The organism is Georgenia sp. AZ-5, assembly GCF_043952095.1.
In the GTDB taxonomy this organism is placed as follows: domain Bacteria; phylum Actinomycetota; class Actinomycetes; order Actinomycetales; family Actinomycetaceae; genus Georgenia.
In genome coordinates this window covers 2,214,657-2,237,165 of sequence record NZ_JBINOU010000001.1, presented here as the reverse complement: position 1 = coordinate 2,237,165, position 22,509 = coordinate 2,214,657, and the positions used below count along the sequence as shown (strand labels likewise).

The 22,509-nt window shown below is 74.9% G+C and carries 17 protein-coding genes; 8 read left to right on the top strand and 9 right to left on the bottom strand.

What is annotated here, in order from left to right; translation table 11 throughout:
• The first annotated feature begins 51 nt into the window (after nucleotides 1-51).
• Nucleotides 52-1,041 carry an LLM class F420-dependent oxidoreductase gene (locus ACF0H8_RS10530; protein WP_395290866.1) on the top strand — a complete coding sequence of 330 codons (990 nt, stop codon included), beginning with the start codon at nucleotides 52-54 and terminating at the stop codon, nucleotides 1,039-1,041.
• A 274-nt stretch (nucleotides 1,042-1,315) separates the two neighbouring features.
• Here the strand turns inward: ACF0H8_RS10530 and ACF0H8_RS10525 are convergent, their stop codons facing one another.
• Nucleotides 1,316-2,083, bottom strand: coding sequence for a ribonuclease H (locus ACF0H8_RS10525; protein ID WP_395288881.1), 768 nt, complete (start codon nucleotides 2,081-2,083; stop codon nucleotides 1,316-1,318).
• 632 nt (nucleotides 2,084-2,715) lie between these two features.
• Between ACF0H8_RS10525 and ACF0H8_RS10520 the strand changes: the two genes are divergently transcribed.
• Complete coding sequence (locus ACF0H8_RS10520; protein ID WP_395288880.1) at nucleotides 2,716-3,669, top strand: universal stress protein; 954 nt, start codon at nucleotides 2,716-2,718, stop codon at nucleotides 3,667-3,669.
• Nucleotides 3,670-3,725: 56 nt separating this feature from the next.
• Nucleotides 3,726-5,810, top strand: coding sequence for an elongation factor G (locus ACF0H8_RS10515; RefSeq protein ID WP_395288879.1), 2,085 nt, complete (start codon nucleotides 3,726-3,728; stop codon nucleotides 5,808-5,810).
• Nucleotides 5,811-5,835: 25 nt separating this feature from the next.
• Here ACF0H8_RS10515 and ACF0H8_RS10510 read toward each other — a convergent pair whose 3' ends face one another.
• Together ACF0H8_RS10510 and ACF0H8_RS10505 are read right to left on the bottom strand one after the other, a co-directional pair.
• A complete protein-coding gene (locus tag ACF0H8_RS10510) occupies nucleotides 5,836-6,999 on the bottom strand; it encodes a glucose-1-phosphate adenylyltransferase family protein (RefSeq protein ID WP_395288878.1) in 1,164 nt (387 codons plus the stop codon).
• Nucleotides 7,000-7,081: 82 nt separating this feature from the next.
• Complete coding sequence (locus ACF0H8_RS10505) at nucleotides 7,082-7,936, bottom strand: LssY C-terminal domain-containing protein (protein WP_395288877.1); 855 nt, start codon at nucleotides 7,934-7,936, stop codon at nucleotides 7,082-7,084.
• 98 nt (nucleotides 7,937-8,034) lie between these two features.
• Between ACF0H8_RS10505 and ACF0H8_RS10500 the strand changes: the two genes are divergently transcribed.
• Nucleotides 8,035-8,733: a TMEM175 family protein gene (locus tag ACF0H8_RS10500; RefSeq protein WP_395288876.1), complete on the top strand. Its 699-nt coding sequence runs from the start codon at nucleotides 8,035-8,037 to the stop codon at nucleotides 8,731-8,733.
• Nucleotides 8,734-8,736: 3 nt separating this feature from the next.
• On the opposite strand, the gene pepN is transcribed toward ACF0H8_RS10500, so the two are convergent.
• Nucleotides 8,737-11,349 carry an aminopeptidase N gene (pepN, locus tag ACF0H8_RS10495; protein WP_395288875.1) on the bottom strand — a complete coding sequence of 871 codons (2,613 nt, stop codon included), beginning with the start codon at nucleotides 11,347-11,349 and terminating at the stop codon, nucleotides 8,737-8,739.
• A 144-nt stretch (nucleotides 11,350-11,493) separates the two neighbouring features.
• On the opposite strand from pepN, the gene ACF0H8_RS10490 reads away from it, so the two are divergent.
• The 4 genes from ACF0H8_RS10490 (at nucleotide 11,494) to ACF0H8_RS10475 (ending at nucleotide 13,724) form a co-directional block, all read left to right on the top strand.
• Nucleotides 11,494-12,006 (top strand): DUF6328 family protein, encoded by a 513-nt coding sequence (locus ACF0H8_RS10490; RefSeq protein ID WP_395288874.1) that lies wholly within the window; start codon nucleotides 11,494-11,496, stop codon nucleotides 12,004-12,006.
• A complete protein-coding gene (gene arfB, locus ACF0H8_RS10485; protein WP_395288873.1) occupies nucleotides 12,003-12,431 on the top strand; it encodes an alternative ribosome rescue aminoacyl-tRNA hydrolase ArfB in 429 nt (142 codons plus the stop codon). Before ACF0H8_RS10490 ends, arfB begins: the two co-directional genes overlap by 4 nt.
• 28 nt (nucleotides 12,432-12,459) lie before the next feature.
• Nucleotides 12,460-12,924, top strand: coding sequence for a methyltransferase family protein (locus ACF0H8_RS10480; protein WP_395288872.1), 465 nt, complete (start codon nucleotides 12,460-12,462; stop codon nucleotides 12,922-12,924).
• A 134-nt stretch (nucleotides 12,925-13,058) separates the two neighbouring features.
• On the top strand, nucleotides 13,059-13,724 hold the full coding sequence (locus ACF0H8_RS10475; protein WP_395288871.1) for a hypothetical protein: 666 nt from the start codon (nucleotides 13,059-13,061) through the stop codon (nucleotides 13,722-13,724).
• A gap of 7 nt (nucleotides 13,725-13,731) precedes the next feature.
• Here ACF0H8_RS10475 and ACF0H8_RS10470 read toward each other — a convergent pair whose 3' ends face one another.
• Genes ACF0H8_RS10470 through ACF0H8_RS10450 form a run of 5 tightly spaced genes read right to left on the bottom strand, consistent with a single transcriptional unit; the run spans nucleotide 13,732 to nucleotide 21,978 of the window.
• A complete protein-coding gene (locus ACF0H8_RS10470) occupies nucleotides 13,732-15,147 on the bottom strand; it encodes a M1 family aminopeptidase (RefSeq protein WP_395288870.1) in 1,416 nt (471 codons plus the stop codon).
• Nucleotides 15,148-15,156: 9 nt separating this feature from the next.
• Complete coding sequence (locus ACF0H8_RS10465; RefSeq protein WP_395288869.1) at nucleotides 15,157-15,867, bottom strand: 4'-phosphopantetheinyl transferase family protein; 711 nt, start codon at nucleotides 15,865-15,867, stop codon at nucleotides 15,157-15,159.
• A gap of 29 nt (nucleotides 15,868-15,896) precedes the next feature.
• Nucleotides 15,897-16,556, bottom strand: a complete 660-nt coding sequence (locus tag ACF0H8_RS10460; RefSeq protein WP_395288868.1) for a BPL-N domain-containing protein — start codon at nucleotides 16,554-16,556, stop codon at nucleotides 15,897-15,899.
• Nucleotides 16,553-17,962 carry a heparan-alpha-glucosaminide N-acetyltransferase domain-containing protein gene (locus ACF0H8_RS10455; RefSeq protein WP_395288867.1) on the bottom strand — a complete coding sequence of 470 codons (1,410 nt, stop codon included), beginning with the start codon at nucleotides 17,960-17,962 and terminating at the stop codon, nucleotides 16,553-16,555. Before ACF0H8_RS10455 ends, ACF0H8_RS10460 begins: the two co-directional genes overlap by 4 nt.
• On the bottom strand, nucleotides 17,959-21,978 hold the full coding sequence (locus ACF0H8_RS10450; protein WP_395290865.1) for a Pls/PosA family non-ribosomal peptide synthetase: 4,020 nt from the start codon (nucleotides 21,976-21,978) through the stop codon (nucleotides 17,959-17,961). The genes ACF0H8_RS10455 and ACF0H8_RS10450 overlap by 4 nt, the downstream gene beginning before the upstream one ends.
• Between the last annotated feature and the right edge of the window lie 531 nt (nucleotides 21,979-22,509).

Genomic DNA, 22,509 nt, shown 5'->3' with positions numbered 1-22,509 from the left:
CGGCTGGCGGGGCGAGGCCGCGTCCTTAGGCTGTGGCGCATGGCTCCCCGCATGCGCTTCGGTCTCTTCCTGCCCCAGGGTTGGCGCTTCGACCTCGTCGGCATCGACGACTCGCAGCACTGGCCCACCATGAACGCGCTGGCGCGCCGGGCCGACGCGGGCGAGGTGTGGGAGTCGCTGTGGGTCTACGACCACTTCCACACCACGCCGGTGCCCAGCGAGGAGGCGACGCACGAGGCGTGGACGCTCATGGCGGCGCTGGCGGCGAGCACCGACCGGGTGCGGCTCGGCCAGATGTGCACCTGCATGAGCTACCGGAACCCGATGTACCTCGCCAAGGTCGCGGCCACGGTCGACCATGTCAGCGGCGGCCGCCTGGAGATGGGCATCGGCGGCGGGTGGTACGAGCACGAGTGGCGCGCGTACGGGTACGGCTTCCCCCGGGCCGGCGAGCGGCTCGCCCGGCTGCGGGAGGGTATCGAGATCTTCGAGCAGGCCTGGCGGGACGGGGTCGCCACCTTCCACGGCGAGCACTACGACGTCGACGGCGCCATCTGCCGCCCGCTGCCGCTCCAGCCCGGCGGGATCCCGCTCTGGGTCGCCGGCGGCGGGGAGAAGGTCACCCTGCGCATCGCCGCCAGGCACGCGCGGTACACCAACTTCGACGGCACGCTCGAGGGCTTCACGCGCAAGAGCGCGATCCTGCGCGAGCACTGCGCGGAGGTGGGCACCGACTTCGAGCAGATCACCCGCTCCGCGAACTACAACGTCACGATCGGGCGGGACGAGTCCGAGGTGGCCGAGAAGCTGCAGGAGCTGGTCGCGCGCCTGAGCCCGCACATGGGCGCCGACGACGTGGAGCGACAGGTGCGCGGCTTCCGGGACCTGCCGGCGTACGGCACCCCCGAGCAGATCGTGGAGAAGCTGACGGCTCTGCGCGAGGCCGGGATGAGCTACGGAATCTTCTACTTCCCGGACGCCGCGTACGGGACGGAGAGCATCGAGCTGTTCGAGCGCGAGGTGATCCCGGCGCTCATGTGAGCGTCGGACGCGGCGGTGACGAGCGTCAGGACCCGGCGGGGACGAGCGTCAGGACCCGGCGGGGACGAGCATCAGGACCGGCGGTGGTGCTCGTGTCGGCGCGCCGACCACCGAGGGCGCCTCGACGCGTCGAGGGCCACAGTTGCAAGTGTGGCCCTCGCGGTGTCGAGGCGCCCTCGGCGACCGGAGCCACCAGCCACCGCCCGGGGCGACCGGAGCCACCAGCCACCGCCCGGGGCGACCGGAGCCACCAGCCGGCGCCCTCTCGGCGGTCTCAGGCCTGCCCGGGCCGGCGGGCGGTCTTCGCGGCGGCGACGGCGAGGGCGTCGGCCCGCTCGTTGTGCACGTCGCCGGCGTGGCCACGCACCCACTCGAAGTCCGTGCGGCCGGTACGGGCCTCGAGCTGGGCGACGATCTCCTGGACCAGCTCCAGGTTCTCGGGGACCTTCCCGTCGCCCTTGCGCCAGCCGCGCCGCTTCCACCCCTGCGCCCACTTGGTGGCGATGTTGATGACGTACTGCGAGTCGGCGCGCACCAGCAGGTCCGGCTCCGGGCCGGCGTGCCGGAGTGCGCCGAGCAGGGCGAGCAGCTCGCCGATGTTGTTCGTGCCGTGCGCCAGCCCGCCCGAGCCCGTCTCCCCCGTGGTCTGGTCCACCCAGGCCCAGCCGGTCGGTCCGGGATTGCCGAGCGCGGACCCGTCCGTGGCGACCACCTTCCCGTAGCCGTCCACCGGCCGCGCCGGTGTCGGAGCCGCCGCGGCCCGCTCGCCCCGCGCCGAGCCCCTCGAGCGGGACGGCGCCGCCTCGGCCCGGCCGAGCCCCTGCGCAGCGAGCAGCTCGGCGACCCGCTCGGTGTGCCAGACGTAGAACACCGTCCCGTCGCGCAGCTTCGCGTCCCGGGCGAGGCCCTCGCCCACCGCGCGCTCGGTGGCGCTCGTGCCGTCCTTGAGGCCGAGCTGCGTGAGGTGCGTGCCCACCTGCCGGGCGGTGAGCGCGAACATCGCGCCCAGCTCCGTCTGGGTGGACCAGGTCTTGCCCGCCAACGTCTCTCCCCTCCCGGGCGCGGCCGCCGCGCCCGGGACACCTTCCTACGGCATAACACCGCCCGCCGCGCGGACACGCCCACCCCAGCCCGTGCCGAACCCCACAGGCGGGTGCTCGGTGCTCCCCGCGGGAGCGCCGTGCCGAACCCAGGCCAGGCTCGCCTGCCCCCCAAGCGGGACCCGCCGTGCCAGCCCCCACAGGGCCACGCTCGCCGAGCCTCGGGGACCCCGCCGCGGCCGAACCCCACAGGCGGGTGCTCGCCCCGCCCCTCGCGGGACCCCGCCGTACTGAACCCACAGTTCCGTTTGCGGAGCCCCCTCCCCCGCAGGACGCTCCGCGACGTGTACCGCCTTCCGCGTGGAGCTGACGCCACGCACCATCCGCGTGCGCCGGTTCAGCTTTCCTAACACCCACCGGAAGCTGCACCCAGCCCGGACGGACGCGGCCGCGCCTGCCCGCGGTTGACGCCTGGTTCCGGGGCCGGACGCGGCCGACCCCGCCCGCCACGCGCGGCGACGTCGGCGGCGAGCGGCCGGCCGGTCCTGGACCGCTGGTTCTCCTGCGCGGCCGGGGCCGACGTGCCAACCTGGGAGCAGGCGTCCCCGCGCGGACCGCTCCCAGGAGGTTCGACGTGACCAGCGATGTCGTCCCCACCGGCGCCGTCGTCGCGGGCACCGACGGATCCCCGAAGGCGGAGGCCGCCGTGGACTGGGCGGCCGAGGAGGCGGCGCGGCGGGGCACCGGGCTGCACGTCCTCTACGCGTATCCCTGGCTGGCGCGCGCCCGCGCGTGGGAGCTCGCACCCCCCGCAGAGGCGCTCGACGCCGGCCGGGGGCTCGTGCGCGACGCGGCCGAGCGCGTGCGCAGCGCCCACGGCGGGCTGACGGTCACCACGCAGGTGACCGTGGCGGACCCGGCGTTCGCGCTCGTCGAGGCGTCCGCCGGTGCCGCCGTCGTCGTGATCGGCGCCGTCGGGCACGGCGGGCTCGCCCGCTCGCTCGGTTCGGTCGCGCAGAAGGTGGCGGCGCACGCGCACGGCCCGGTGATCGTCTTCCGGGACCGGCCGCCCCACCCCGACGGCCCCGTGGTGGTGGGCATGGATCCCAACGAGGGCGCACCGGAGGCCATGGCCTACGCCTTCGACGAGGCGGCCCGCCGGCGCGTGCGGGTGGTGGTGCTGCAGGCGTGGCAGCACGCCCGCACGCGCGGCGAGGTCCGGGACGACCAGACCCGCCGGTTCGTCTCCGACTACCGCCGCCGCGCCGGGCAGCGCACCCGCGAGCGCGTGCAGGAGTGGCAGGCGCGCCATCCGGACGTGCCGGTCGAGCTGCGCCAGGTCGCGGAGACGCCCGTGGACGCGCTGCTGGAGGCCTCGCACGAGGCGGGCGTCGTCGTCGTGGGCCGCAGCGGGCACACCGGCCTGGTGGGTCTGCTCCTCGGCTCGGTCAGCCGCGGCGTCCTCGCCGGCGCGCACGTCACGGCGGTGGTGCGGGTGCGCCACGGCGAGCGGCGGGCGCGTAGCGACCTCGATCTCGGGGCACATCGGCCCCCGGGACCCGGGCCCGTCGCGCGGCGCGGCAACTAGGATCGTTGGTCAGAGCCGGGTCCCGGCCCCGGCACACGCTCGACGGGGAGTGAGCCATGGGCGAGGTCGCCACCACCGCCATCCGCAACGTCGTGCTGCTCGGGCACTCCGGCAGCGGGAAGACCTCCCTCGCGGAGATGCTGCTGTACCGCGCCGGCGCGACGACCCGCCTCGGCCGCGTCGACGACGGCACCTCGGTCCTGGACGCCGAGCCGGAGTCCGTGCGGCGCCGCGCCACCCTCACGCTGGCCGTCGCGGCGCTGGACTGGACCACCGAGGCGGGCCAGGCCTGCAAGATCAACCTGCTCGACACCCCAGGCCACGACGACTTCTCCCAGGTGGTCGAGGCGGGCCTGTCCGTGGCCGACCTCGCCGTCGTGGTGGTCAGCGCCGTCGACGGCGTGCAGGCCGGCACCGCCCGCGCCTGGGCCCGGTGCGCCGAGCTGGGCCTGCCGCGGCTGGTGTTCGTGACCAAGGAGGACAAGGCAGGCGCGGACTTCGAGGGAACCCTGGCCCAGCTGCGCGACGCCTTCGGGACCGCCGTGGTCCCCATCGAGCTGCCGGTGGGCGCGCAGCAGAGCTTTCACGGCGTCACCGACCTGCTCACGGACACGGCCCGGGAGTACGACGGCGAGGGGCGCGGCTCGCGGGTCGAGGTGCCCGCCGATCAGCTCGAGGACGAGCGCCGCCGCCACGACGAGCTCGTCGAGGAGGTCGTCAGCGGCGACGACGAGCAGCTGGAGCGCTATCTGGCGGGCGAGCCGATCTCCCCCGCCGACGTCGAGCGCACCCTCGCGCGCGAGGTCCGCGCCTGCGAGGTCTTCCCCGTGCTCCTCGGCTCCGCCGCGTCCGGCGTCGGCGTGGACCGCCTCGCCGACTTCCTCTGCGAGCTGGGCCCCTCCCCGGACCAGCGGCCCGCCCGCATCCTCGTGGGCGGCGACCCGGCGGACGTGCCCGCCGACCCGGCCGCCGAGCCGCTGGTGCAGGTGTTCCGCACGGTGGCGGACCAGTTCGTCGGGCAGGTGTCGCTGCTGAAGGTGCTCTCCGGCACGCTGCACGGGGACGACCACCTGGTCAACACCACCACCCAGACCGACGAGCGGCTGCACGGGCTGTTCTTCCCCCGCGGCAAGGAGCACCTCCCCGCGGTGCGGGTCGTGGCAGGGGACATCACCGGCGTCGCCAAGCTCTCCGGCTCCCCCACCCGCTCCCTGCTGGCCCTCCCCGGCCGCCCGGTGGCGCTCCCCCCTCTGCCCGCCCCGGCGGCCGGCTACACGCAGGCGGTGCGGCCCCTGACGCAGACCGACGACGACCGCCTGCCCGAGGCGCTGCGCCGGCTGTGCGCGGAGGACCCGGGCCTGGTGGTCGTGCAGGACGAGGAGGCCGGGCAGACGCTCGTCACCGCCGTCGGCGACACCCACCTCGCGGTCGCCCTGGAGCGCCTCGAGCGCAAGTTCGGCGTCAAGGTGGCCACCGGGGAGGTGCGGGTGCCCTACCGGGAGACGATCGCCCGCCCGGTGGAGGTCGAGGGCAAGCTCAAGAAGCAGTCGGGCGGCCACGGGCAGTTCGCCGTCGTGCGGCTGCAGGTGAGCCCGGCGGAGCGGGGCACCGGGCTGGAGTTCGTCGACTCCATCGTCGGCGGCGCCATCCCGCGGCACTACCTGCCGGCCGTGCAGAAGGGCGTCGAGGACGCCATGCGGCAGGGCGGGCCGGTCGGCCACCCGGTCACCGACCTGCGGGTGGAGTGCGTGGACGGCAAGTACCACTCGGTCGACTCCTCCGACATGGCCTTCCGCACCGCCGCCTCGCTCGGGCTCCAGCAGGCGCTGCAGCAGGCGGGCACGGTCGTCCTCGAGCCCGTCTCCGCCGTCACCGTCACCGTTCCGACCGCCAGCCAGGGCGACGTCCTGGCCGACCTGGCCACCCGGCGCGGCCGCGTGGTGGACACCGGCGGCGGCGCGGGCGGCGAGGAGGTCATCCAGGCGCTGGTCCCCACCGCCGAGCTGCGCCGCTACGCCGTCGACCTGCGGGCCCTGACCGCCGGCCGCGGCCACTACCGGGCCGTGCCCGACCACTACGAACCGCTCCCGGGGAACCTCGTCGACGCCACCCGCGCCGCGGCGGGCGCCGGCCGGGCCTGAGCCGGGCCGGGCTCGCGCGGCCGCCTCAGGCCTCGGGGTACCGGCCGCCCGCGGGCACGCGCTTGCGCGGGTGCACCACGGCCCGCGCGCCGACGAGCGCGACGGCCGCGTCGTCCTCGTCCCCGCCGACCAGGGCCCGCCCCCGCACGCGGGCGCCCTCGTCGACCACCGCGCGCCGCACCCGCGCGCCGGGGCCGACGCGCACGTCGTCGAGCACGACGGACTCCTCCACGACCGCCCCGGCCCCGACGTGCACGCCGGGCCCGAGGAAGCTCCGGCGGACGGTGCCCTCGACCGACACGCCCGGCGCGAGCACGGAGTCCTCGACGACGCCGCCGCCGTGCACGCGCGCGCCGGCCTGCCGGGCGTGGTGGGTCAGGATCGGCCAGGCCGGGTCGTCGAGCGAGAACGGCGGGCGGCCGAGCACGTCCAGGTGCGCCTGCCAGTACTCGTCCACCGAGCCCACGGCCCGCCAGAAGCCGCCGTGCCGGAATTCCGCGGCCACGCCGGCCTCCACCATCGCGGGCAGCAGGTGGTCGCCGAGGTCGCCCAGCCGGCCGGCGCCGCGCTCCCGGTGCACCTGGTCGAGGCCGGCGAGCAGCGCCCGCGGGTGGAACGCGAAGACCCCGGTGGCGACGACGTCCGTGCGGGGCCGGCGCGGCCGGTGCTCGTAGCCGAGCACCCGCCCGTCACGGGCGACCACCACGCCGTGGCGGGACCGGTCGCCGTCGTACCGCGTGGTCACCACGGTGACCTCGGCCCCCGAGCGCAGGTGGGTGGCGACGACGTCCGCGTAGTCGAGCCGGTAGACGCAGTCCGCCGGGGCGACGAGCACCGCGTCGGGCTCGTGCGCGTCGATGGCGGCGGCCTGCGACCAGAGCAGGTCGGCGCCGCCGGGCTGGCGCCGCGCGCCGTTCAGGGTGCCGCCGAGCACCATGAGGCCGCCGCTGGTGCGGTCCAGGTCCCACGGGCGGCCGCCCGCGAGGTACTCGCCCAGGGCCGCCGGGAAGGCGGGCTCGAGCACCCACACCGCGGAGATGCCGCTGTTGCGGGCGTGCGAGAGGGGGAAGTCGATGAGCCGGTGGGTGCCGGCGACGCGCAGGTGTCCTGCGGCCCGGGAGTCGGTGAGCGTCTCCAGCCGGGAGGCGCCCCCGGCCAGCACGGTCAGCAACGTCCGGGTCGGAGCCATGGAACCTCCGTGAGGGATCGGGAGAGCGGGCGCCGGCGCGCCGGGCCGGCGGTGGGTCGCCAGCCAGGCTAGCGGGCGAGGCTCAGGCGGCGGCGCTGAGGCGGACGATCGGCAGGTCGCCGTCGGTCTCGATCGCGTCGCCGCCGCCGTTGCGGCTGTGGTAGCCGGTGGAGAAGTCGCGAATGACCTGCACCCGCGCGTCCGCGGCCTTCAGGGCGCTGACGACCAGGTCCCGCTCCTGGTCGGTGTTCTCGGCGATCTTGTGGGTGATCTGAAACGTGAAGAGCGACAGCCCCACCCGGCGGTCGTAGGTGGCGGCGCCCACCAGGTCCACCGCGAAGCCGCCCGGGAGCTTCCACCCGGCCGGGCAGGCCCAGAACCGCACGTGGTGACGCTGCGCGGGGCTGCCGTCGACCTCCTTCTCGAAGGCAAGGGTCTGCTTCTCGCCGAAGACGAACAGCGCGCTCACCGGCGCGGCCGCGTAGCTGCGGCGGGCGAGGGAGGCCAGCGCGATCCGCAGGCCGCTGCCCGCCGTCACCGGGGCCGCCTCGGCCCAGCCCTGCGAGAGCATCGCCGCGCGCAGCTGCCCGGGCGTGCCGACGACGGCCAGGTTGACCGGGTCCGCCAGCAGCCCGTCGGCCGTCCGGGCCCTGCCGATGAAGTAGCTCGGGACGTAGATCCGCGTCAGCATCCGGTGCACGTGCGGCAGCAGGACGTACGCGGCCAGCACCCAGATCACCAGGAACAGCCACGGCTGCCGGGCGCGGTCGTCGATCTCCTCGACCACGAGGTCGTAGATGGCCCACCCGACCAGGACCGTGGTCACGAGGAAGAAGACCCGCTGGCCCGCGAGCACCACGTCGGCCGCGAACCGGCGGTACCAGCGCGCGCCGCCCTCGCGCGGCCGCGGGGCGTCCGCCGCCCTCCTCAGGTCCACCGCACCATCATCACGGCTGCGCCGCCGGACGTCACCGGGTCGCGCGGGCGGGCCGGGGACCGTTGCGCGACGGCGGAGGCTGCGAGGACCCTGGGACGGTGGCGAGGGAGCACGGCGAGGCGCGGCCCGAGCGCATGGGTCCCGCGGCGGGCGCGGCGGCGCGGACTCGCGCGAAGCTGCTCGAGCGCGAGACGAGCGAGTTCGACCGCGGGCTGTTCTTCTTCGACGCCATCTACGCCGTGGCCATCACGCTGCTGGTGCACAACGTCGACGTGCCGCTGCCGGAGGAGTGGCTGGACCCGGGGACGCTGGTCCGGGCCGGGGTGCTGCACCAGCTCGGCGGCTTCGCCCTGAGCTTCGTCGTGATCGCCGCCTTCTGGCGGATGAACGTCCACCTCGTCAAGCGCATCTCGGCGATGGACCCCGCGGTGACCGCCGCGAACCTCCTCGCCGCGGCGTTCGTCGTCCTCATCCCGTTCACGACGCAGGCCATGAGCGACCCGCGGACCGCGTCCTACACCCTGCCGACGGTGGTGTACGCGGTCAACCTCGCGCTCGCCTCGCTGGCGCAGCTCGCCATGTTCGAGGTGGCCCGGCGCCGCTGGCTGGAGGTGGAGCCGATGACCCGCCGGCAGAACACCGCCTACGTGCTGGACGCGCTCACGACGCCGGTCACCTTCGCCGCCTCCGTCCCGGTCGCCCTGGCGTGGGGCGCCAACGCCGGCAGGCTGACCTGGGCCGCGCTGCTCGTGATCGGGCCCGTCTCCGGGCGGCTGGCCCGCCGCGCGGCCCGCTGACGCTCACATCGCGGCGAGCTGGGCGCACAGCGCCCGCCGGAGGTGGTCGCGCTCCTCGATCACCAGGCGCCGCAGCGCCGCCGGAGCGTCGGCGTTGGCCTCGAGCCAGGCGGTGGTCGCCCGCGCCACGGGGTGCTCCTCCGCCCGGTGCCCGGGCTCGGCGTCCTGGCGGGCGGGGTACAGGCCCCGCACCAGCCGGGTGGCGATCTCCGCGCTGTGCTCCTCCCAGAGCCGCCGCAGCGCCCCGAGGTACGGCTCGGCGTACCGGGCGGTCAGGCCGGCGTGCAGCGGCTGCGCGAAGCCCGCGAGCGCGGCGTCCACCTGCTCGTTCGTCAGCTCGCCGGGGCGCAGCAGCCGCGCCCACGCCTCGGCCTTGACCGCGTCGTCCGGGGTGCCGTAGACGGCCGCGAGGTGCTGCCGGGCGCCGTCGGCCGTGGGGTCGCGCTCGAGCTCCGCGTCCAGATCGGCCCGCGTGGCGGCGCCGGTGGCGGCCAGCGCCTGCCACAGCGACCAGCGCAGCTCCGGGTCGAGCGGCAGGCCGGGCACGATCTCGGCGCCGTCGAGCAGCGCGCGCACCCGCGGCCCGGACCCGGGCACCGCCGCGGATGCCGCGGCCGCGGCCCGGGCCCACACGAGCTGGGCGTCCGAGCCGGGCGCGGCGGCCTCCAGCCGCTGCCACGCCCCCTCGGCGAGCCGTGCCCGGGCCGCCGCCCGCCGTCCGGCGGGGACGTAGTGCTCGACGGCGGTGCGCGCGTTGAGCGTCAGGCCGGCCAGGACGGCGCTGTCGCTCTCCGCGGGCCCGTGCCGCAGCACCAGGTCCAGGTACTCCTCGGCGGGCAGGAGGGCGTCGCGGGCCGCGTTCCACACCGCCGACCACACCAGCGAGCGCGGCAGGGCCTCGGTGAGGGCGCCGAGGTGCCGGCGAGCGGTGGCCAGGCTGCGCGGGTCGAGGCGGACCTTGGCGTAGGTCAGGTCGTCGTCGTTGAGCACCACCAGGTCCGGCGCGGGCAGGCCCACCGCGCCGGGGACCTCGGTGCGCGCCCCGGTCACGTCCAGCTCCAGGCGGTGCGTGCGGACGAGGGCCGGCCGTTCGCCCCGTCCCAGCGCGTACAGGCCGACGGCGAGCCGGTGCGGCCGCAGCACCTGCGCGCCGGTGACCGGGTCGACGCCGTCCTGGTGGACGACCAGGCGCGCGATCCGGCCGTCGCCGTCGCTTGCGACCTCGGCCCGAAGGGTGGCCGTCCCGGCGGTCTGCAGCCACGCCCGCGCCCACGGCGCGAGGTCGCGGCCGGAGGCGCCCTCGAGCGCGGCGAGCAGGTCGGGCAGCGTCGTGGAGCCGAAGGCGTGGTCGCGGAAGTAGGCGCGCGCGCCGTCGAAGAACGCCTCGGTGCCCACCCAGGCGACGAGCTGCTTGAGGACGGCGGCGCCCTTGGCGTAGGTGATGCCGTCGAAGTTCTGCCGGGCGGCCTCGACGTCCGCGACGTCCGCCGCCACCGGGTGGGTGGTCGGCAGCTGGTCCTGCGCGTACGCCCAGGACTTGCGCCGGTTCGCGAAGGCCACCCAGGCGTCGGTGAACTCGGTCGCGGCCACGGAGGCGTGGGCGCCCATGTAGTCGGCGAAGGACTCCTTCAGCCACAGGTCGTCCCACCAGCGGGGGGTCACCAGGTCCCCGAACCACATGTGCGCCATCTCGTGCAGGATCGTGTTCGCGCGCGCCTGGCGCTGGGCCCGGGTGGCCGCCGAGCGGAACACGTAGTGCTCGGTGAACGTCACGCACCCGGGGTTCTCCATGGCGCCGATGTTGTACTCCGGCACGAAGACCTGGTCGTACTTGCCCCACGGGTAGGGGTAGCCGAACGCTGCGTCGTAGAAGTCCAGCCCCTGGCGGGTGACGGCGAGGATCTCCGCGGCGTCGAGGTGCGGGGCCAGGGAGGCACGGCACAGCACGCCCAGCGGCACCGCCCGGCCGCCGCCGGGGGCGGCCCACTCCCCCGTCACCTCGTGGTAGGGCCCGGCGACCACGGCGGTCAGGTAGCTCGACATCCGCCCGGTGGGCCGGAACGACCACCGGCGCCCCGCGCCGCCGGGCGGGGCGGTCTCCACACGCTCGGCGGCCTGGTTGGAGCGGACCTCCCAGCCCTCGGGGGCCGTGACCACGAAGGTGAAGGCGGCCTTGAGGTCGGGCTGCTCGAAGACGGCGAAGACCCGCCGGGAGTCGGCGGGCTCGAAGTGCGTGTACAGGTAGGTGGCGCCGTCCACGGGGTCGGTGAAGCGGTGCAGCCCCTGCCCGGTGCGCGAGTACGCGGCCTCGGCGACGACGGTGACCTCGTTCTCCCCCTGGCGCAGGCCGGTCAGGCGGATGCGGGCGCCGTCGTGGGAGTCCGCGGCGTCGACCTCGCGGCCGTTGACGACGACGGAGCGCACCTCGCCGAGGAAGTCCAGGAACGTCTCCGGCGCCGCGGCCGCGAAGCGGACCGTGGTCACCGAGCCGAAGGACGGCCGGGCCGGGTCGGGCGCGCCGCGCAGGTCCAGCTCCACGCGGTAGTCGCGCACCTCCAGCGCGGCGGAGCGCGCGCGGGCCTCGGTGCGGGTCAGGTTCGCGGTGGGGGTTCTCACCTGGGCAGCCAACCACCTGCGGCGGGTGGCGGGCCATCCGTGCACGTCGTGTACGCGTTCCCGTGGCTGAGCACCGCCCGGGCCTACCGCGCGCCTATGCTGGCCGCGCCCGGCACCTGCCGGGGCGGGCGAGAGGGGGCGGACGTGAGCAGGCGGGGCGCGGCGGAGTCGACGGAGCAGGCGCTGTCGCGGGGACGCTACGAGACTCCCGAGGAGCGCTCGGACCGGAACTGGATCGAGATCCTCCAGGAGATGCGCGTGACGCAGACGGGGGTGCAGATCCTCACCGGCTTCCTGCTCACGCTCCCCTTCCAGTCCCGCTTCGAGGAGCTGGACGACACCCAGGTGACGATGTACCTGGTGCTGGTGCTGCTGGCCGCCGCCACCACGGCGATGGTCGTCGGCCCGGTCAGCCTGCACCGGCTGCTCTTCCAGCGCCGCCTCAAGCCCGAGATCGTGCGCGCCGCGCACCGGATCGTGCTGGCCGGCCTGACCGGCCTGAGCCTGGTGGTGACGGGCACGGTGCTGCTCATCTTCGACGTCGTCCTCTCCCGGGAGGCCGCGCTGTGGGCCGCCGGCGGGGTGATGTTCCTGCTCGTCGTCGCGTGGCTGGTGGTGCCGCTTGTGCTGCGGAGCCGGTCGCACGAGCAGGCATGACCGGGGAGCACATCCGGGTCACCGCCTCCGTGCAGCTCGACCCCGGCGAGCTGCGGTGGCGGTTCTCCCGGGCCCGGGGACCGGGCGGCCAGGGGGTGAACACCACCGACTCGCGGGTGGAGGTCTCCCTCGACCTGGCCGCCACGCCCGCGCTGAGCGAGGTGCAGCGGGAACGGGCGCTCGCCGCGCTCGCGGGCCGTCTCGCCGGGACGGTCCTCACGGTGGCGGCCGAGGAGCACCGCTCGCAGCTGCTCAACCGCCGGGCCGCGCTGGAGCGGCTGGTCGCGACGCTCCATGAGGCCCTCGCCCCGCCGCCGCGGCCCCGGCGCGCGACCCGGCCCTCCCGCGGAGCCGTGCGGCGGCGCGCCGAGACGAAGCGCCGGCGCAGCGAGACCAAGCGGCTGCGCCGCCGACCGGCGGACTGAGCCGGGGCCCGCGTGCGATGCTGATGGCGTGGACCGCACCGACGGGCTCGTCGCGGCTCAGGTCGTGGCGCTGGCCGGCGTCCTCGCGCCGGGCCGCCCGCGCTGGCCGCTGCCGGCCGCCGCACGCCTGGCGGCCGGGGCCGTGGCCGCCGGCGGCGGCACCCTGGCGCTGGCGGGCGCGGCGCCGCTGCGCGGCCACCTCACGCCCCGCGTGCGGCCCCGGCCGGGCGCGCCGCTGGTCACCACCGGCGTCTACCGGCACCTGCGCAACCCGGTCTACGCCGGGCTCACCCTCGCGGCGACCGGCACGGCCGTCCTGCGGCGCCGCCCGCTGCCCCTCGCCTCGGCCCTCGCGCTGGCGGCGGTGCTGGGCTCGAAGTCGGTCCTCGAGGAGCGGGCCCTGGCCGAGCGGTTCGGCGCCACCTATCAGCGGTATGCCGCCGCGACGCCGCGGTTTCTTCCCCGGCTGTCTCCCCTCGCACGCCGAGGGTGAGCAACGGCGCGGGATGGCGACGACGCCGGCGCCGGCCGCCCCGCGCATCGGCAGACCCAGAAGCGTCGTGCCGGGGGTGTCTCGCGCCTAGGCTGTCGATGGTCTGACGACACTGCACTGTCCGGGGGGTCACCGTGCCGTACCGCCGTCCCGCGGCGCTGCTGCTGGCAGCCGGTCTGCTGACGAGCTGCGCCATCGTGACCAGTCCTGCTGACGTGACTCCGGACGTGTACGTGGGGGACCCCGTGGTCGCGCCCGACGCGAGGGACGCCTTCGGGGCCGGGCCCGTGGAGGACGCCTGGGACGAGATCACGTCCTTCGCGCTCGAGACGTCCTTCCAGGAGAGGCTCGTCGATCCTCGGGAGTCCTCGTACACGCCCGAGGAGCTCACCAGGGGCGTGGTGCCCCGCATGACACCGGACGCGGGCGAGGGCTGGTCGCAGCTCGTCGCCGCCGCGCTGGGCGGGAGCACCCAGGCGCAGGAGGACGTGCAGCTCCTCACGCTCTTCCAGGTCGACGCGCCGGGCTCGCGGGTGCCCGGGAATGGGCAGGTGGTGAGCTCGCAGGCGATCACGGACGGCAAGATCGGCCTCGTTGCTGCCACGTCGGACACGCCCGCGCGCCTGGCGGTGAGCTTCCGGCAGAGCGCCACCCTGACCTATGAAGAGGCCGATACGCCCTACGGCCTCGCGGCGCGGAAGACGATGACGTTCCAGCTCGAGCCCGCGCCCGGCACCGGAGACCCGGGCTGGCTCATCGCCGAGTACGAGGGCGACCTGCAGCTCGACCTGGAGGAGTAGGCCTTCGTCACCCGCGGAGCGCGCCGGCTTCGCGCAGCTCCACGAGCACCGCGGGCAGGTCCTCGAACGCTCGTCTGACGTCGGCCGGCTCCACCACCTGGTGCGCGTTGTCGCGCAGGTAGCCGCGCAGAGCGGCATCGAAAGCCTCCGCGCCGACGCGGCCGCGCGCGCGGAGCAGCGCGTCGGCGCCCGCGACATAGACCGCCTGGACGTATGCCGCCGAGGGACGGTCGAAGCGCGTCCAGTACCGCATGGGGCGGCCGACCTCGTCGGCCACCGGCGAGAGCGCCTCTCCGCTCGGAGCGGGGTCCTGGTCCGGCTCGTCGGCGACGCGCTGGACCATGGAGGTGAACGACTCGTCGATCCATGGGTCGCGTCCCTGGTTGTTGCCCACGAGTCCGTAGAACCACATGTGTGCGAGCTCATGGGTGACGAGCCACCGGTCACGGCCAGGGTCGGTGTCCCGCATCTGCACCGCGCCGGGAAACTCCACCCCGTCGGCGCCGCCCGGCAGGACCGAGATCCACAGGTCGTCGTACGGGACGGGACCGAGCAGGGCGGTGAGCTCGCCCAGCGATCGCTCCACCTGGTCCGCCCACGTCGGCAGGGGGACGCGGGTCCCCGCCGCCGGGGCGCCGAGGTGGACCCGGACGCCGCCGGCTTCCCGGGTCAGCACGTCCAGCTGCCCGACGGTGACGGTCACGTCCCGTACGGCCGGGGCCCCGAAGCGGTGCACGCGCCCTTGACCCGCCGGAGCGGTGCCGAGCGACTCCCCGGCCGCCAGCACCTCGTGCCCGGCGGGGGCGAGCACCTCCAGCGACCGCAGGTCGAACGTCTCGGAGGTGGCGACCTCACCGGCCACGTCGACGGCGTCCTCCCGCGCCCAGCCACGTCCCGTCTCCCACGCCAGCAGCGGGAACGCGGAGCCGAACCACGCGACCTGCGCCTCGGGAGCCACGCCCACGCGCTCGTCGACCCCCTCCCCGAGGGTGAGGTCGAAGTCGAGCTCGGCCTCCACCGTCGTGCCGGCGTCGACGCACCGGGGCAGCGGCACCTCGACCAGCGTGCCCGGCGCGCCCTCGGGGGCCCCCCCGGGCAGGACCAGGAAGCGGGCCGGCTCGCCCCCGACCGTGACGGCCCGTACCTCGAGCGAGCTGCCCGCCCGCGCCGTGTACGGCTTGTTGGGCCAGCTCCGGAAGACCAGCTCGCACACCGGCAGATCCGGGGTGAAGCTCACCCGTTCTCGGCCGTCCACCGACCGCAGGTCCTCGGCGACGTCGAAGCGGAGCTCCACGACGGGGCGGTCGGCGGCCGGCGCGGGCCAGGTGGCGGTTGCGGAGACACCGGACGGGCCGGGCTCGTCACCGGCGGTGCATGCCGCCAGGGCGAGCGCCGCGGCGGCCGCGATCCACGCTCGCCTCATGCACCCACGCTAGCCGCGGGCGGCGCGTCGCGGGCCGGGACGGCCGACCGTACCCAGGAGCGTGTCGACGTCATGCTCGCTCACCTTCAGCGGCTCACCCCCGACCGCGGCCACAGCCGCGACGTACCGGGGGCGAATGAGGTCGGCGAGGGCCACCCGCGGCACGTCCCCGGGGCCGGACCAGTGCCTCAACGCGGCGGGGGTGCCGGGTGCGCTCACCTCGACCCGCGCCGGGGAGATCGCCAGGCCGTCTCCGGTGGCCTTGAGGACGGCCTCTTTGCGGGTCCACCAGACGAGCAGCGCCCAGGGCCGGGTTCCCGGCGGCAGCCGCTCGTACTCGGCCCTCTCGCCGGGGGCCAGCGCCGCCGCGGCGAGGCCGGGACCCGCACTCGGCGGCACAGGATCGACCCGCTCGACGTCGACCCCCACGTCCGCGCCCTCCGCAACGGCGACCGCGACACGGTCGCCGGAGCGTGAGAGGCTGAAACGGACGGTCTCCTCCCCGACCAGCCGCGGCTTGCCGTGGTCCCCGCCGCACCGCGGGCACGTGGTGTCGAAGCGCAGGGCGGCGGGGTCGGCGGCGGTGACGTGCGCCAGCACGAGGCGCGCGGCTGCGTGCCCGCTGACGTAGCGTGCCCGGTCGGCGCGGCCGCGGATCCGCTCGGCGCGGGCCTGCTCGCGCGGCGAGAGGAGGGCGCCGAGGGCCGGGTCGTCCGACACGGGTGCCCACCACACGGAGCAGCGCACGCTCACGCACGCATCACCGCGTCGACGAGATCCAGCCCGAGGTCGGTGGCTGCGGGTGCGGGGACGGGCAGGCCCGCGTCGGTGAACCAGTCGGGTCCGGCCTCGGGGTGCGGACCGACCACCCCGACGACGCCGCGCGCCCGCCGGCAGACCACAGCCGCGGGCAGGCCGTTGTCGTACTCGGCCAGCACGACGGAGCCGGGTGCCTGATCGAGGTCGAAGTAGGGGCCGTCCTGGAAGTACACCTGCCGCGGCCGGCCCCGCCAGCGGATGGTGATGAGGGCGTCCCGCTCGTCCCGCACGGAGGCCCCCGGGGAGGCGATGTACTGGTCCGAGTCACCCGGCAGCAGGCGGAATCCCGGCTCCCCGGCAAGGTAGCCGCCCAGGCAGAACCCCAGGTACCGGCCGCCGGCGTGCACGAAGTCGCGCACCGCCGGTGCCTGGTGGCGCAGCCGCCGGTAGGCCCGGCGCAGCTCGCCGCCCCCCGGCTGGGCGTAGAGGCTCGCCCGGCCGAGTGCGTCGGCGGTGAGGGGCAGCTCCTCGGCCGGCCCCACGTAGCGCACGTCGTCGAACCAGCCGGACACCGCGAGCAGGTTCGCGACGGCCTCGGGGCACCCGGGCAGCGATGCCGGTCCGCGGTAGACCAGCGCGGCGCCGCTCATGGCTGCCTGGCGTGCGTAGGCGGCTGGCACCTCTCCGCCAGGTGCATCCGCCAGGCACTGTTCGGCCGGGCGTGCAGCGGTACGTGGCTCCCGCCGGCGCGCCGGGCGAGAACCGGCTGGGCCCGCGGGCCCTCGCCGGGCCCGCCCGCCCTCCCCATGACGAGCGCCTTGGTCCGGCGGGTGGCACGCCAGACCACCGACTCGAGCGGGCCCCTGCCGAAGCGGCGACCCCACAGGACGGCGAAGCCGACCACGACGGCGACCTGGATGGCGAAGTCGAGCGCCTCGCTGCCGGCGCTGAGAGGGGCGGCCAGCATGAGCAGGTGTGCCACGTACAGGGTGAACGTCATGCTGCCGGCCTTCGCGAGCGGGGTCAGGACCCGTCCCCAGACGCGCCCCAGCAGGATGGCGACCCCCAGCGCCGCCAGCGAGGTGCCGATGGTGTACGCGAGGTCCACCGGCGTCGAGGTGTGCGGCGCCAGGACGGCCAGCCACCACGGCGTCGTCGTGGGCAGGGTGCCCGCGCCGCCCCAGACCACGAGGTCGGTGTACTCCTCGGGCGACATCGTCTCCAGCGCCGCCGCCTCCAGCGGGGCGCGGCCGTCGAGGAAGTCCAGCGCGAACCACGAGGCCGCGCTCGCGGCCACCGCCAGGGCGATCCCGGCGACGGTGAGACGGATGACCACCCCGCGGGAGGACAGGCGTGAGCGACCCACCGCCATCCCGACGCACAGGTAGGCGAGCCACGGCAGCGCCGGGTAGACACCGGTGAGGGACAGCTGCGTCAGCAGGCCGGTGCCGTCCTCGAGCAGCCGGCCGAGGCCCGGGTTTCCCAGCGGCGGCGTCGGCAGGTCGGCACGCAGCACGTGGCTGGCGACCGGCATGAGCACCGCGACGGCGGCTCCCAGGAGCGCCAGGGAACGCACCCTGAGCCGCAGGAGGGGGATCGCCAGCACGAACAGCACCGCGTAGTACGGCAGGATCACGCGGGCGGCATCGAGGTGGACGAGCGATCCGATCAGGAGGCCGACCACGCCGATGATCACGGCACGGACCACCAGGGAGACGGCCACCGCCGCGTGGCGTCGTCCCTGCAGCCGGTCGCGCCCGGCACTGAAGGCGATCCCGACGCCCGCCAGGACGGCGAAGAGGGCGGCGGACTTGCCGGCGGCGATGATCCAGGGCAGCGACATGTCGCCGTCCGGGGTCGCCGGGGAGAACAGGTGCACCGCCATCATGCCGAGCAGGGCGATCCCCCGCGCCACGTCGACACCGATGAGGCGCCCGCCCTTGCGGTCGGGCCGCTGACCGCCAGTCTGCGCGGGCGCCGCGGCGGGTCGTTCGAGCGTCGTCGGCTCGCAGGCGTGCGGGATGTCCACCGCATGTCCCGCAGCGGGCGTGGTCATGAGCTCACCTCCGCCGCGGCCGTGACCGTGCCGGGACGGCGCCGGTGACGGCCGGGCTGGGCAGGGATGCCGCACCAGACGGTGTCAGGCAGCAGACGCTCGCCCTTCATCACCAGGGACAACGGCGCCAGCGTGGCGCCCTCGCCCACCTCGGAGTCGTACAGGACGACCGCCCGGCCGCCCACGCTGGCCCGGTCGCGCAGGGTGACCGTGGACATCTTCATCACGCGGTCCTCGAACAGGTGGGTCTGGAGGGACGCGTGCGGGCCCACCGCGACATCGTCACCGATGCGGACGAGATCGAACTCCGTGAGGTACGTGGTCTCGACCAGAGCGCGTCGGCCGACCTTCGTGCCGAACAGGCGCAGCAACGGGCCAAGAATCGGCGTGCCCGTGAGGATCTCCAGCAGCGCCGGCACCGCGGCGGCCTCGTAGATGCCCGTGACGAACTCGGTCCGGCGGACGAACCCGCTCCACAACGGTTCCACCCGCGGCACGTAGCGGCCCACCAGCAGCCACTTCAGCGCGGCCACCAGGAGGACGACGACGAGGCTGAAGGCCAGCGCGAGAACCGGCGTGAGCAGCACCGTGACCAGGGTCGAGGTGGCGTCCGCCACGAAGCTCAGCGAGTACAGGGTGCCGAAGGTCGACAGGGAGAGGATCGACGCCGGCATCACGATGCGGAAGAACTCGATGATGTACCGGTTGCGGACCTGCCGCCGCGAGGGCCGGAAGGTCTGCGCCTCGGTGAACTCCTCGTACATCTCGCGCCGCGGGAGGAAGAAGGCGGGCGAGCCCAGCCAGCTCGTCCCTGCTGGCACCCCGGTGGGCGGCGGCACGGACTGGACGCCGATGAGGGAGCCGTCGTCCAGATGCATGCCGGAGGGGATGAAGGAGGCGTTGCCTACGAACGCCCGCGTGCCGACGTCCGTCGCCCGCAGCGCGACGTGGCCGTTGCAGTAGGTGGCGCTGCCGACGCTCGCCATGTCGGCCACGAAGCTGTCGTCCCCGAGGGTGAGCAGGTCGGGGTCGATGTTCGCGATCGTGGAGACCTCCGCCCCGCGGCCCACCCGCGCGCCGAGCGCGCGGAGCCACATGGGGGTGTAAAGCGTGGAGTACATCGTGTTGTTCAGGTCCAGGCTCAGCTCGAGCAGCTTGTCCCCGAACCATTTCTCCAGACCCAGCTGCGAGCGCAGGTGATGCACGCCCACAGGGGTAGCGGGCAGGGCCAGGCGGCGCACCCCCAGGATGAGGACGCACGTCGTCAGCACGAACAGCGGTCCGCCCGCGGCGGTCACCAGCAGGCTGGCCATCTCGCCGTAGGTCAGCAGCACCCACCACACGAGGGCGACCAGCGGGGCCAGTGCCGCCAGCGGCAGCAGCTCCAGGACGGCGAGGCCGACGGCGAAGAGCGGCAGCAGCCTGGTGGGCCACGTCCGCGGCGCGAGCTCGCAGCGGGTCATCAGCTCCAGCACCGGATCGCCGGGCGTGTCCGACTCCTTGGCGGGCGAGCCGGCCCAGGTGCGCCCCTCGGGGATGCGCTCGCCGGCCTGCAGCAGGGACTGCTCGCGGAGGCTGGCGCCGGCGCCGACCTCGCACGGCGCCTGGAGGACGCTGTTGGCGTTCACCACCGCGTCGGGGCCGATCTCGATGCGCCCGAGTGAGAGGACGCCTTCCGAGAGGTCGTAGGCGTTGAGGTGCACGCCGTAGCCGACGGTGGCGCCGTCACCAAGGCGCACGAACCTGGGCAGCGGCACCTGGGCCGTGCCGATGTGGCAGGCCAGCCCCACCTGGGCGCCCGCAAGCCGCAGGTAGGTCTCCGCCCACGGCGAGCCCGAGAGCATGTTGAGGGGCGAGAGCGTCATGGCCTTCGACGCCGCCCACACGCGGAGGTGGACCTGCCCCCACAGGGGGTGGGTGCCCTCGCGCAGCCCGGCGCACAGCAGCCTGACCGCCGTCAGCGGCAGCACCCACCGCCCGACGAGGTAGGCGACCGGGAAGGTCAGCGTAAGCTGCCCGATCATGAGCAGTGACGGCTCGCCGTCGTTGATGCCATAGATCACACCGATGGGCAGCATGAAGACGACGAGCATCGTGTAGACCCACCCGAGCTGGGTCGTGCCGAAGAGCGCCACGCGCCAACGGCCGGCCGGCGCGGGCCGCGGCAGGGCCTCGCCCGCCGGCTCCATGGAGGCGTGCTCGCGGAGGAGCTCGTCCTGACGCTGCGCGAGCCCCCGGATGGTCGGGTGCGCGTACAGGTCCATGATGGAAAGTCCCGAGTCGCCGATCTCCGCGCGCAGCCGGGAGACGGCCGTGGCGGCCAGCAGCGAGTGCCCGCCCAGGTCGTCGAAGAAGTCCGCCTGGACGGAGGCCGTCCCCGGCTCCAGGCGCAGCACCGCTTCCCAGGCTGCTGCGACACGTTCCTCCGTGGCGGTCTCCGGCGGTACGTACTCGACGTCCCCGGTCACCAGTCGGGGGGCGACCGGATCGGGCAGCGCCTTCCGGTCGGCCTTGCCGCTGGGCATCATCGGGATGCTCTCGACGACCTCCAGGTACGCGGGCACCATGTACCCGGGCAGCTTGCGCCGCAGCTCCGCGTGCAGGCGGGGCACCAGCGAGCCGGCGCCGGGGGCCGTGTCAGTGAGCACCACGTAGGCGGCGAGCTCTCCCGAGGCGCCCGGCGCGGTCAGGAGCTTCACCACGGCCACGGCGACGTCCGGGTCCCCGATGAGCAGGTTCTCGATCTCCTGCAGGTCGACGCGGTGCCCACGGACCTTGACCTCGCTGTCGGCCCGGCCCAGGTACTCGATCTGCCCGTCCGGCAGGATGCGGCCCAGGTCCCCGGTGCGGTAGACGCGCGCGCCGCCCGGACGGTCGGGGTCGGGGATGAAACGGTCCGCTGTCAGGTCCGGCCGGCCGACGTAGCCGCGAGCCACCCCGGGGCCGCCCACGCAGATCTCGCCCACCTCTCCGACGGGCACCGGACGGCGCGTCTCGTCGAGCAGGGTGATGCGATACGTGGGCAGCGCCCGGCCGATCGTCACGGGCCGGCCGGGCTCCAGCTCTGCCCAGGTGCACGTCACCGTGGCCTCGGTGGGGCCGTAGGTGTTGAGGATCCGGCGTCCCGGGCCCCACCGCTCCACGAGCTCGGGCGGGCAGGCCTCACCACCGACGTTGACGGTGCGTATCGAGGCGATCGTGCGGTCCAGCGTGGCCAGCACTGTCGGGACGCAGTAGATCATCGTGATCTCGGAGGCCTCGAGGAAGTCGGCGAGCCCGGCACCGATGCGCCGGCCGTCCGTCGGGCCCGCCACCAGGGTGGCGCCGACCGCCCACGTCGGCCAGATCTCCTCGATGGAGAAGTCGAAGGAGATGGTCATGCCCTGGTACACCCGATCCGTGGGCCGCACGTCGTAGATCTCCGGCACGACGGCCAGGAAGTTGCAGATGCTCGACTGGCACACCTCCACGCCCTTGGGGCGACCGCTCGAGCCGGACGTGTAGATGACGTAGGCCACGGGATCGCCAGGCACCTCGGCACCCGGACGGGCGGCGGACGCCCGCCGCGCCTCCTCCCTCAGCGAGTCGAGGTCCACCGTGTCGCAGGCCAGGTGCTCGCTCACCGGCGCGAGCTCGGTGTCGAGGAGCACCAGATCGAGGGCCGAGTCGGTGGCGATGTATGCCACCCGGTCCGCGGGTGCGCCCGGGTCGATCGGCACGAGCGTCGCGCCCGCCTTGAGCGTCGCGAGCACGGCGACGTACATGTCGACGGATCTCGGGATCATCACCCCGATGCGGGCCCCGGGGACGAGCCCCCGTTCGAGCAGGACGTTCGCCAGGCGGTTGGCGAGCTCGTCGACCTCGGCGTAGGTGAGCGTGCTGCCGTCGCACTCCAGAGCGGTCGCGGAGGGCATACGGTCAGCTGTCCGCTCGAAGTAGTGGTGGAAGCGCGCGCACTGACTTGTGCGGCCGCCCGCGAGGGCCGGGGCCGGCGCGCGCCCCGCCTTGCCGCCCATGGATCCCAGCGCTTCTCGAAGCTCCGTCATCTCAGCCCCCCGCAGTGCCGGGCGGATGCCGTACGCGCGGGCTGCTGATGCTGGCGGTCGGCGCATGTCCAGGGAGGCGCCGATCTGCGGCGGGTGGCCGAGTCCTGCGGGACTCGCCCTCGCCCGCTGGTGGCCGGCCCGCTGGGGAGCCATGGGGTCGAGAACGGCACTGCAAGCTTCACGAAGGTTCCCCCGTCGCTGTCGCGGGTAGTCGACATTTGAAGCCGAACGTACGGACAGCGCGACGAGCGTCACATCGGTAATCGGTCCGGTCCTTCCCACAGGGAGGACGGGTTTGGTGACCCACGGTGGTGACGTGGGTAGGTGAATCCGGCTCTTCGCAGAACAGGGGTGAGGGGGGACGATCACGTCCGCGATGGGGCGTCGGCGCGGCGCGGGAGGTGGACAAGCTTGTGAGGTGCGAGTTCGGGCCCCGGGCACCCCAAGACGGCCCCCACCCCTCCGGGGGTGGGGCCTGCTGTCCCGCCCCACGCCGGGTCC

Bases quoted from the DNA above. Each gene is read 5' to 3' on its own strand.
- ACF0H8_RS10530 (WP_395290866.1), top strand. From the start codon at position 52: ATGCGCTTCGGTCTCTTCCTGCCCCAGGGTTGGCGCTTCGACCTCGTC.
- ACF0H8_RS10515 (WP_395288879.1), top strand. From the start codon at position 3,726: ATGGGCGAGGTCGCCACCACCGCCATCCGCAACGTCGTGCTGCTCGGG.
- ACF0H8_RS10510 (WP_395288878.1), bottom strand. From the start codon at position 6,999: ATGGCTCCGACCCGGACGTTGCTGACCGTGCTGGCCGGGGGCGCCTCC.
- arfB (WP_395288873.1), top strand. From the start codon at position 12,003: ATGACCGGGGAGCACATCCGGGTCACCGCCTCCGTGCAGCTCGACCCC.
- ACF0H8_RS10470 (WP_395288870.1), bottom strand. From the start codon at position 15,147: ATGAGGCGAGCGTGGATCGCGGCCGCCGCGGCGCTCGCCCTGGCGGCA.
- ACF0H8_RS10460 (WP_395288868.1), bottom strand. From the start codon at position 16,556: ATGAGCGGCGCCGCGCTGGTCTACCGCGGACCGGCATCGCTGCCCGGG.
- ACF0H8_RS10455 (WP_395288867.1), bottom strand. From the start codon at position 17,962: ATGACCACGCCCGCTGCGGGACATGCGGTGGACATCCCGCACGCCTGC.
- ACF0H8_RS10450 (WP_395290865.1), bottom strand. From the start codon at position 21,978: ATGGGCGGCAAGGCGGGGCGCGCGCCGGCCCCGGCCCTCGCGGGCGGC.